The sequence below is a fragment of the Bradyrhizobium campsiandrae genome (assembly GCF_014529705.1).
In the GTDB taxonomy this organism is placed as follows: domain Bacteria; phylum Pseudomonadota; class Alphaproteobacteria; order Rhizobiales; family Xanthobacteraceae; genus Bradyrhizobium; species Bradyrhizobium campsiandrae.
The window spans coordinates 1-9,726 of record NZ_JAANIH010000121.1 but is presented as its reverse complement, the minus strand read 5'-3'; the positions used below and the strand labels follow the sequence as shown (position 1 = coordinate 9,726).

10 protein-coding genes are annotated in these 9,726 nt (G+C 65.1%); 5 read left to right on the top strand and 5 right to left on the bottom strand.

Features of this window, described 5'->3' with window-relative positions:
- On the top strand, positions 1-472 hold a 472-nt coding region (locus G8O24_RS41755; protein WP_188108301.1), incomplete at its 5' end, for a response regulator.
- Between the two features lie 45 nt (positions 473-517).
- Here G8O24_RS41755 and hemW read toward each other — a convergent pair.
- From hemW to rph, 3 genes are read right to left on the bottom strand one after another with little or no spacing between them, the layout of a single operon-like run.
- A complete protein-coding gene (gene hemW / locus G8O24_RS41750; RefSeq protein WP_188108300.1) occupies positions 518-1,675 on the bottom strand; it encodes a radical SAM family heme chaperone HemW in 1,158 nt (385 codons plus the stop codon).
- Positions 1,662-2,297 (bottom strand): RdgB/HAM1 family non-canonical purine NTP pyrophosphatase, encoded by a 636-nt coding sequence (gene rdgB / locus G8O24_RS41745; RefSeq protein WP_188108299.1) that lies wholly within the window; start codon positions 2,295-2,297, stop codon positions 1,662-1,664. The genes hemW and rdgB overlap by 14 nt, the downstream gene beginning before the upstream one ends.
- An 11-nt stretch (positions 2,298-2,308) precedes the next feature.
- A complete protein-coding gene (rph, locus tag G8O24_RS41740; protein WP_188108298.1) occupies positions 2,309-3,022 on the bottom strand; it encodes a ribonuclease PH in 714 nt (237 codons plus the stop codon).
- A gap of 169 nt (positions 3,023-3,191) precedes the next feature.
- Here rph and hrcA point away from each other — a divergent pair, with 169 nt between their 5' ends.
- Both hrcA and grpE read left to right on the top strand, forming a co-directional pair.
- Complete coding sequence (gene hrcA, locus G8O24_RS41735; RefSeq protein ID WP_128963196.1) at positions 3,192-4,280, top strand: heat-inducible transcriptional repressor HrcA; 1,089 nt, start codon at positions 3,192-3,194, stop codon at positions 4,278-4,280.
- Positions 4,281-4,380: 100 nt separating this feature from the next.
- On the top strand, positions 4,381-4,986 hold the full coding sequence (grpE, locus tag G8O24_RS41730) for a nucleotide exchange factor GrpE (RefSeq protein WP_188108297.1): 606 nt from the start codon (positions 4,381-4,383) through the stop codon (positions 4,984-4,986).
- A gap of 65 nt (positions 4,987-5,051) precedes the next feature.
- Here the strand turns inward: grpE and pncA are convergent, their stop codons facing one another.
- Together pncA and G8O24_RS41720 are read right to left on the bottom strand one after the other, a co-directional pair.
- A complete protein-coding gene (gene pncA, locus G8O24_RS41725) occupies positions 5,052-5,774 on the bottom strand; it encodes a bifunctional nicotinamidase/pyrazinamidase (protein ID WP_188108296.1) in 723 nt (240 codons plus the stop codon).
- A 108-nt stretch (positions 5,775-5,882) separates the two neighbouring features.
- Positions 5,883-6,824, bottom strand: a complete 942-nt coding sequence (locus tag G8O24_RS41720) for a hypothetical protein (RefSeq protein ID WP_188108295.1) — start codon at positions 6,822-6,824, stop codon at positions 5,883-5,885.
- Positions 6,825-7,222: 398 nt separating this feature from the next.
- Here G8O24_RS41720 and dnaK point away from each other — a divergent pair, with 398 nt between their 5' ends.
- Positions 7,223-9,124, top strand: coding sequence for a molecular chaperone DnaK (gene dnaK, locus G8O24_RS41715; RefSeq protein WP_092289553.1), 1,902 nt, complete (start codon positions 7,223-7,225; stop codon positions 9,122-9,124).
- 260 nt (positions 9,125-9,384) lie between these two features.
- Positions 9,385-9,726, top strand: a 342-nt coding sequence (locus tag G8O24_RS41710) for a DnaJ domain-containing protein (protein WP_244646363.1), incomplete at its 3' end; no start/stop codon positions are given.

The window sequence follows — 9,726 nt, the reverse complement described above, 5'->3', positions numbered from 1 at the left end:
GGAAGTCGCCTCGCCCGATCTCGCGCCGGAGCCGGTCGAGCCGGTGCCGGTCAGAACGCCTGCGGCCGGCCTCTCGATCCTCGTCGCCGAGGACAACGAGATCAATGCATTGCTGATGCGATCGCTGCTGACCAAGCTTGGCCATCGCGTCGTCATCGCCGTCAACGGCGAGGCCGCGCTGGAATCATGGCTTGCCGCCAGCTCCGCCGGTACGCCCTATGATCTGGTGTTGATGGATATCCAGATGCCGCAGCTCGACGGCATCGAAGCGACAAAACGCATCCGCGCCCACGAGGCCACAGAAGGTGGCCCACACACGCCGATCCTCGCGCTCACCGCCAACACGCTGGTGGAAGATCGCTATGCCTGTTTCGAAGCCGGCATGAACGGATTTCTGATCAAGCCGCTCGATCGCGAGAAGCTGGACGAGGCGTTGGCGGGACTGGCCGCGGCGCGGCAACTGGCAGTGTAGCTGCGATCGCGGCTGCCGCCGCCGGACACCTCACCAACAGCGGTGCTACGCCGCGAGATCAGCGACCACGGCATCGAGCACCGGAAATCCGCTGCTGGTCACGCGCAGCCGTCCCGTCGCGTCTACCGTAATCGCGCCCTCCTCGCGCAGCAGCGCGATGCGGCCGGGATCGAGCGGACGGCCGGAGAGCGCGGTGTAGCGCTCGGGGTCGATGCCCTCGGCCAGGCGCAATCCCATCAGCAGGAATTCGTCGGCGCGTTCTTCGCTGTTGAGGAGATCGTCGGTGACGACGCCGTCGCCGGTGCTCTCGACGCGCATGAGCCACGCTTCGGGGCGCTTCTCGGTCGCGGTGGCATGCCTGATACCGTCGATGTCGAGGCGGCCATGCGCGCCGGGGCCGATGCCGGCATATTCCTCGCCCCGCCAATAGACCAGATTGTGCCGGCACTCGGCGCCGCGCCGGGCATGATTGGAAATCTCATAGGCCGGCAGGCCGAGTTTATCGCAGGTTTCCTGCGTCACGTCGTAGAGCGCGCGCGCCACCGTTTCGTCCGGCGTCTTCAATTTGCCGGCCTGGTGCAGGCCGAAGAACGGCGTGCCTTCCTCGATGGTGAGCTGATAGAGCGACAGATGCTCGGCCGCTTCATCGATGGCGAGGCGCAGCTCATCCGCCCACATCGCCGGCGTCTGGTCGGGACGGGCGTAGATCAGGTCGAACGAGTAACGCTCGAACGAGCGGCGCGCGATGCCGACGGCGTCGAGCGCCTCGCGCGCGCTGTGCATGCGGCCCAGCGCCTTCAGCGACGCATCGTCCAGTGCCTGCACGCCAAGCGAGACGCGGTTGACGCCGGCCGCGCGATAGCCGGCAAAGCGCGTGGCCTCGACGCTGGTCGGATTTGCTTCCAACGTCACTTCGACGTCGCTGGCGACGCTCCAGTGCTTGCCGATCGCATCGAGGACGGCGCCGACGGTGGCCGGCTGCATCAGCGAGGGCGTGCCACCGCCGAGGAAGATCGAAGACACTTCGCGACCGGGTGCGCGCGCGGCGGTCGTCGCGATCTCGCGCGCAAAGGCCGAAGCAAAGCGCGCCTCATCGATCGCGGCATGGCGGACATGGCTGTTGAAGTCGCAATAGGGGCACTTCGACAGGCAGAACGGCCAGTGCACGTAGACGCCGAACGCATCCTTGTTAGCGCGGCTCAAGGCAGATCTCCGCCAGTTTCACGAAGGCGCGGGCGCGGTGCGACAGGCCGAGGCCGAGCGGCGGCAGGCCGTGTTTCTCGATGCTCTCCATCTCGCCGAAAGTGCGCGTATGACCGTCGGGCAGGAACATCGGATCGTAACCGAAGCCGGACGTGCCGCGCGGCGGCCACACCAGCGTGCCGTCGACGCGCGCCTCGACCTCTTCGAGATGATTGTCGGGCCAGGCCACGCAGAGCGCCGAGACGAAATGGGCCTTGCGCTTGTCCGGCGTGGTGGCGCCGCGCTCCTGCAAAAGGCGCTCGATCTGCGCCATGGCCGCGGCAAAATCCTTGGACGGTCCGGCCCAGCGCGCGCTGTAGATGCCCGGTGCGCCGTCGAGCGCATCGACCACGATGCCGGAATCATCGGCGAAGGACGGAAGCCCGGTCGCCTGCGCCGCCGCGATCGCCTTGATCGCGGCATTGCTGCGGAAGTCGTTGCCGGTCTCGTCGGGCTCGGGCAGGCCGAGCTCGCCGGCCGACACCACCTCGACGCCGTGAGGCGCGAGCAGCTCCTTCATCTCGGCGAGCTTGCCGGGATTATGGGTCGCAATGACGAGCTTTCCGGTGATTCGGCGGTGCATGGGCCTATTGACTACGCGACGGCCAGTTTCTGCAAGTCCACCAGACGCGCGATGCCCTTTTGCGCCAAGGCGATCAGCTTCAGGAACTCGTCCTGCGTGAACGGCTCGCGTTCCGCGGTGCCCTGCACCTCGATGATGCGGCCGTCGCCGGTCATGACGAAATTGGCGTCGGTCTCCGCTGCCGAATCCTCGGCATAGTCGAGATCCAGCACCGGCGTGCCGTTGTAGATGCCGCAGGAGATGGCAGCGACGTTGTCGCGCATGACGTTGGCCTTGACCATGTTGCGCGACTTCATCCAGGCGATGCAGTCGGCCAGTGCCACCCAGGCGCCGGTGATCGAGGCCGTGCGGGTGCCGCCGTCGGCCTGGAGCACGTCGCAATCGACCGTGATCTGGCGCTCGCCAAGCGCTTCGAGGTCGACGATGGTGCGAAGCGAGCGGCCGATCAGGCGCTGGATCTCGACGGTGCGGCCGCTCTGCTTGCCGGCCGAGGCCTCGCGGCGGGTGCGTTCCAGCGTGGCGCGCGGCAGCATGCCGTATTCGGCGGTGACCCAGCCGCGGCCCTGGCCCTTGAGCCAGGGCGGCAGGCGTTCTTCCAGCGTGGCGGTCACAAGCACGTGGGTGTCGCCGAATTTCACCAGGCAGGAGCCTTCCGCATATTTGACCACGCCGCGCTCCAGCGTCACGGGGCGCAATTCGTCGGGCGCACGGCGGCTTGGCCGCATGGGAAATCCTCCAAAACTTACGGAAAAGGGCTATTCGCGGTGCTTGTAGGTGGGGCGAGGGTATGCGGCAAGGGCTTATTCACCCCCTGATTCCGGACCTGCAAACGCCACGCTTGTCAGAAGCCTCCGGGATGGACAAATTATGTGCATCTTAGAGGAGTTACCGTCGTTGGCCCACCACGATCCGATCCATCTGATCGCGCCGCGCGCAGGCCTCGCCCAGCTCAACGAGCGTTCCCGTGACATTTTTCGCCAGATTGTCGAAAGCTATCTGGCGACCGGTGAGCCGGTCGGCTCGCGCAACATCTCGCGCCTGATTGCGATGCCGCTGTCGCCGGCCTCGGTCCGCAATGTCATGGCGGATCTGGAACAGCTCGGCCTGATCTATGCGCCGCATACGTCCGCCGGCCGGCTGCCGACGGAACTCGGCCTGCGCTTCTTCGTCGATGCCCTGATGCAGGTCGGCGACCTCAACGAGGCCGAACGGCAGTCGATCCAGAGCCAGCTCACGTCGGTCGGCGAGGCCCACTCGGTCGAAGCTGCGCTCGATCAGGCCCTGACCCGGCTTTCCGGCCTGACGCGCGCCGCAGCCGTGGTGCTGACGCCCAAGTCCAATGCGCGGCTGAAACACATCGAATTCGTCCGCCTGGAACCCGAAAAGGCGCTGGTGATCCTGGTCGGCGAGGATGGCCAGGTCGAAAACCGCGTACTGACGCTGCCGCCCGGAGTTCCCTCCTCGGCCATCACCGAAGCCGGCAATTTCCTCAATGCGCGGATTCGCGGCCGGACCCTGGCCGAGGCCCGCCTCGAGCTCGAAACCGCGCTCGCAGAGGCCCGCGCCGAGCTCGATCAGCTCGCGCAAAAGGTGATTTCCGCCGGCATTGCCAGCTGGTCGGGCGGCGAGAACGAGGACCGCCAGCTCATCGTCCGCGGCCACGCCAATCTGCTGGAAGATCTGCACGCGCTGGAGGATCTCGAGCGTGTCAGGCTCTTGTTCGACGATCTTGAGACCAAGCGCGGCGTCATCGACCTTTTGGGGCGCGCGGAGACCGCTGAGGGTGTGCGCATCTTTATCGGTTCGGAGAACAAGCTGTTTTCCTTGTCCGGCTCCTCCACCATCATCTCGCCCTATCGGGATGCCGCCGGCCATATCGTCGGCGTTCTGGGCGTGATCGGGCCGACGCGTCTGAATTATGCCCGTGTGATCCCGACCGTGGACTACGCGGCCCGCATCGTCAGCCGCCTCTTGGGGGGCTGACCGGCATTTGCGCCGATCACGGGCGCTTGATTTTCAGCGCCCAAAGCACGATATCCGGGCGAGAAAAACCTCCCTTTGAGACGAGTTCGAGAAGCAGCCGATGACCGATCCAAACCGGCAACCCGAAGACACGGCCGCGCCGACCGGCGAGCCTGTGGTGTCGAAGCCCTACATCATGCCCGACGATCCCGAGCCCGGCTCGGTCGAAACGTTGCAGAAGGAAGCCGCCGAGGCGCGCGACCGCATGCTGCGGACGCTGGCCGAGATGGAGAACCTGCGCAAACGCACCACCAAAGAGGTCGCTGACGCCCGCCTCTATGGCATTACCGGCTTTGCCCGCGACGTGCTCGACATCGCAGACAATCTCCAGCGCGCGCTCGATGCCGTTCCGGCCGAAGCACGTGCCGCCGCCGATCCCGGCCTGACCGCGTTGATCGAGGGCGTGGAGCTCACCGAGCGTTCGCTGCACAGCGCGCTGGAAAAGCACGGCGTGAAGAAGCTCGATCCGCAGGGCCAGAAGTTCGATCCGAACTTCCATCAGGCGATGTACGAGGTGCCGGATGCGTCGGTGCCGTCAGGCACCGTCGTGCAGGTCATGCAGGCCGGCTACACCATCGGCGAGCGCGTGCTGCGTCCGGCGCTGGTCGGCGTCGCCAAGGGCGGTGCAAAGCCCGCACCCGCGGCGAACAGCAACCAAGCGAACTGAATTTTTTGCTCGGCGCCATTCCGGGCGATGCAGAGCATCGAACCCGGAATGACGGCGCGAAATCCCTACGCACTCGCGGCGATATCCGCGGACTGAATCCGCTTCACGCCCGCCTTGGCCATGTCGGCCCAGGCCTTGGCCAGCGAGCCCTGGGTGTCGATGCCGCGGCAGGCGTCTTCCACGACATAGACCTCGAAGCCAGCCTTGCGCGCGTCGAGCGCGGTCCAGGCGACGCAGAAATCGGTCGCGAGACCGGCAACGAAGACGCGCTTGATCTTGCGCGACTTCAGATAGGCGGCCAGGCCCGTCGTGGTCTTGCCGTCGGCTTCGAGGAATGCCGAATAGCTGTCGACGTCCTTGTGAAAGCCCTTGCGGATGATGAGCTCGGCCTGCGGGATCGCGAGATCCTTCGACAGCGCGGCGCCGTCGGTGCCCTGGACGCAATGGTCGGGCCACAGCACCTGCTTGCCATAGGGCAGGTCGATGGTCTCGAACGGCTTCTTGCCGGAATGCACTGACGCGAACGAGACGTGGCCGGGCGTGTGCCAGTCCTGCGTCATCACCACGTTCGAGAACGTCTTCGCGATTCTGTTGATGACGGGCACGACCTGCTCGCCTTCCTTCACCGCGAGGCTGCCGCCCGGCAGGAAGCAGTTCTGCACGTCGATCACGAGCAGCGCGGAGGTGTCGTCCGGCTTGATCGCGGCTGCTGCGAACAGTGCCGATGGCGCGAAGCTCGCGAGCGCCGTCGTTCCCAGCGCGGCCAAGATCTGTCGTCGATTAAGCATCGTCCGCCTCCCCTCCAAGCTGATCCATCAATCAGAGGGGAGCCTAGTTCCGTTGGTATACGAACGAAAGCCCGAAAATGCAGCCAGTCCTGCGGAACGCTTGGGCTGTCAGCCCTTCGGCTGGATGCCGTCGCGCACGGCGCGGAAGCGGGTGAAGGCGTCCGACCACTGGTCGCGCGGGGCGCTGGCGATGATGCGCAGCGAGGCGCCGCCGGTCGAGAAGCGGATCCACTGCACCACGGTCACAGGCGTCTTGTCCTTGCCGCTGACGCCGTCGATCCGGGTCTCGAAGCCCTGCTGGCCGTTGATGCGGATCGGCTCGGACATGGTGATGCGGGATTCGCGTAACCCCGGAATTTGCAGGGCGGCCTCCTGGGCGAAGCGGGCGCGGTCGTCGGCGGCTTGCGGGGTGGCACCGATCAGGCCGAGGATCATGAACGGCTTCGATTCATAGCCCGTCCCCTCGTTGCCATCGGCCAGGATGATGCTCGAGCCCGGCACCAGCGTGCGGATGTCCTTGAAGCCGGAGAGCTCGGTGATCTTGAACGGCATCAGGCCGATCTGCTCGTCGGCCGACACCTCCCTGCGGGTCACGGCGGTGGCAAACATCTGCTTCACCGCCTCGTCGGTGTAAATCTTCGAGGCGTTCTCCGGGACCTGCACCGCGACATAGCCGGAGAAGCCGGCGCCCGGCACGATCATCGAATAGCGCCGCACCGGGGTCTCGCCGGCCTTGCCGCTCTCGGTGGTGAAATAGGCCAGGCCCGCGGGCGTCTCGATCTTGTCCGGCTTGACGCCGTTGGAGCCGTTCGGATTGGCGTTGAAGGCGGCCACGACCTCGCCATAGGCCGCCGGCGGCAGCTCGGTGATCAGCACCTTGACGCTGCCGTCCTCGCTCTCGAAGCCCGGAAAGGTTTTTGCCGTGTTCAGGCCGACCAGCGGCACCATGCCGAGGCGGAGGCCAGGCGGGTAGACGGCGTCGGCTGCGAGCGCTGGAAGCGCGGAGACAACGAGCAGGGCGAGCGCAGCGAGGGGGCGGGTCAGCTTCATGGGCACTCTGATTGGTTCACATTGAGGCCGTTCGATGGTCGGCCATTGGGCCGCTTTGTCGCGCAAGGCAGCCAGTTGGCGAGGCTGTCCGGCCGGAGCGCCTTTTAGCGGGTTTGGCGCGCCGGTAACAGGGCGGGGTCGGTCAAGGGTGGCGGGGCGGACCGAGGCCTGGACCTGTTAATATTTCCTCACCCGCAAGTACGGCGAAGCCCGGATAGCATCTTCCAAAACCCGATGTTTTCACGGCCGAAACTTGCGCTCGGTCCTTGCGGCCCCCTCCCCCCCTCCTATATGAGCCTCAATCATCGCAATATCGCGGATGTTTGATCTTAGGGGGTTTCGGTTCGGGTGCCTTCTGGGCCCAGCCAACCTGCCGCAAAAAGAAGGATATCAGGACCATGGGAAAGGTCATTGGGATCGACCTCGGCACCACGAATTCGTGCGTCGCCGTGATGGATGGCAAAAACGCCAAAGTCATCGAGAATTCCGAAGGCATGCGCACGACGCCTTCGATCGTCGCCGTAACCGACGACGGTGAGCGCCTCGTCGGCCAGCCTGCCAAGCGCCAGGCCGTTACCAATCCCGAGCGTACGTTCTTCGCAGTGAAGCGCCTCATCGGCCGCCGCTACGACGACCCGATGGTCGAGAAGGACAAGAAGCTCGTTCCGTACAAGATCGTGAAGGCTTCCAACGGCGACGCCTGGGTCGAGGCCGACGGCCAGACCTACTCGCCCTCGCAGGTCTCGGCGTTCATCCTGCAGAAGATGAAGGAGACCGCGGAAGCCCATCTCGGCCAGAAGGTCGACCAGGCCGTCATTACCGTCCCCGCCTACTTCAACGACGCCCAGCGCCAGGCGACCAAGGACGCCGGCAAGATCGCCGGCCTTGAAGTGCTGCGCATCATCAACGAGCCGACCGCGGCCGCGCTCGCCTATGGCCTCGACAAGACCAAGGCCGGCACCATCGCCGTGTACGACCTCGGCGGCGGCACGTTCGATATTTCCATTCTCGAAATCGGCGACGGCGTGTTCGAGGTGAAGTCGACCAACGGCGACACCTTCCTCGGCGGCGAAGACTTCGACATGCGCCTCGTTGGCTATCTCGCCGACGAGTTCCAGAAGGAGCAGGGCATCAACCTGCGCAACGACAAGCTCGCGTTGCAGCGCCTGAAGGAAGCCGCTGAAAAGGCCAAGATCGAGCTGTCGTCGACGACGCAGACCGAGATCAACCTGCCCTTCATCACCGCGGACCAGACCGGCCCGAAGCATCTGACGATGAAGCTCACCCGCGCCAAGTTCGAGGCGCTGGTCGACGACCTCATCCAGAAGACCGTCGAGCCCTGTCGCAAGGCGCTGAAGGATGCCGGCGTCACCGCCGGTGAGATCGGCGAAGTCGTCCTGGTCGGCGGCATGTCGCGCATGCCGAAGGTCCAGGAAGTCGTGAAGCAGCTGTTCGGCAAGGAGCCGCACAAGGGCGTCAACCCGGACGAAGTCGTGGCGATCGGCGCCGCGATCCAGGCCGGCGTGCTCCAGGGCGACGTCAAGGACGTGCTGCTGCTCGACGTGACCCCGCTGTCGCTGGGCATCGAGACGCTGGGCGGCGTGTTCACCCGCATCATCGACCGCAACACCACGATCCCGACCAAGAAGAGCCAGGTGTTCTCGACGGCTGAAGACAATCAGAATGCCGTCACCATCCGCGTCTTCCAGGGCGAGCGTGAAATGGCGGCCGACAACAAGATGCTCGGCCAGTTCGACCTGATGGGCATTCCGCCGGCCCCGCGCGGCATGCCGCAGATCGAGGTGACCTTCGACATCGACGCCAACGGCATCGTCAACGTCTCGGCCAAGGACAAGGCCACCGGCAAGGAGCAGCAGATCCGCATCCAGGCCTCCGGCGGTTTGTCGGAAGCCGACATCGACAAGATGGTCAAGGATGCCGAGGCCAATGCCGCGGCCGACAAGCAGCGCCGCGAGGCGGTCGACGCCAAGAACCATGCCGATGCGCTGGTGCACTCCACCGAGAAGGCACTGGCCGAGCACGGCTCGAAGGTTTCCGAGACCGAGCGCCGCGCCATCGAGGATGCCGTCAGCGACCTCAAGGAAGCGCTGAAGGGCAGCGACGCCGAGGCGATCAAGGCCAAGACCAACACGTTGGCCCAGGCTTCGATGAAGCTCGGCGAGGCCATGTACAAGCAGCAGGCCGAGGCCGACGCGGCCAAGGACGCTGCGAAGGACGACGTCGTCGACGCGGAATTCACCGAGGTCGATGACGACAAGAACAACAAGAAGTCCGCATAAGCCCCAAGAGGGTATGATGCGGACGGCTTGGACCCCACACGCTGAAATGGCCTCCCCCCTCGAGGGGGAGGCTTTCGTGTCGGGACGGACGGGCGGCGGATCTGTTCTGATCGCCCCCGTTACGATCGATCAATTCCCAGCCGTTATGTTCAACGCTGCCATGCAGCCCTCTGCCGTGACGCGGAAGGCTGCCTATATCGTCGCGTGGCGACGGTGTTTCGCCCCGACTTGAATCGCGATCGGATAGGCCTGAGTCAGACATGTCCACGTCCACAAAGCGCTGCTACTACGAGACCCTCGAAGTCGAACGCGATGCCGACGAGAGCAAGCTGAAATCGTCGTTCCGCAAGCTGGCGATGAAATTCCATCCCGACCGCAATCCCGGCGATGCGACCAGCGAGGTCAAGTTCAAGGAAATCAACGAGGCCTACGAGATCCTGAAGGACAAGGACAAGCGTGCGGCCTACGATCGCTTCGGCCATGCCGAACAGATCTTCGAAAATGTCGGAGAAGGAGGAGGCGAAGCCCGCGCCAAAACCGGCGCCCCCGCCCGGGCCACCTTGCTCGAAAGCGGCATGGCCGAAGCGATCGTAGGCCGCACG

Bases quoted from the DNA above. Each gene is read 5' to 3' on its own strand.
- rph (WP_188108298.1), bottom strand. From the start codon at position 3,022: ATGCGGCCAAGCCGCCGTGCGCCCGACGAATTGCGCCCCGTGACGCTG.
- G8O24_RS41720 (WP_188108295.1), bottom strand. From the start codon at position 6,824: ATGAAGCTGACCCGCCCCCTCGCTGCGCTCGCCCTGCTCGTTGTCTCC.
- pncA (WP_188108296.1), bottom strand. From the start codon at position 5,774: ATGCTTAATCGACGACAGATCTTGGCCGCGCTGGGAACGACGGCGCTC.
- dnaK (WP_092289553.1), top strand. From the start codon at position 7,223: ATGGGAAAGGTCATTGGGATCGACCTCGGCACCACGAATTCGTGCGTC.
- rdgB (WP_188108299.1), bottom strand. From the start codon at position 2,297: ATGCACCGCCGAATCACCGGAAAGCTCGTCATTGCGACCCATAATCCC.
- grpE (WP_188108297.1), top strand. From the start codon at position 4,381: ATGACCGATCCAAACCGGCAACCCGAAGACACGGCCGCGCCGACCGGC.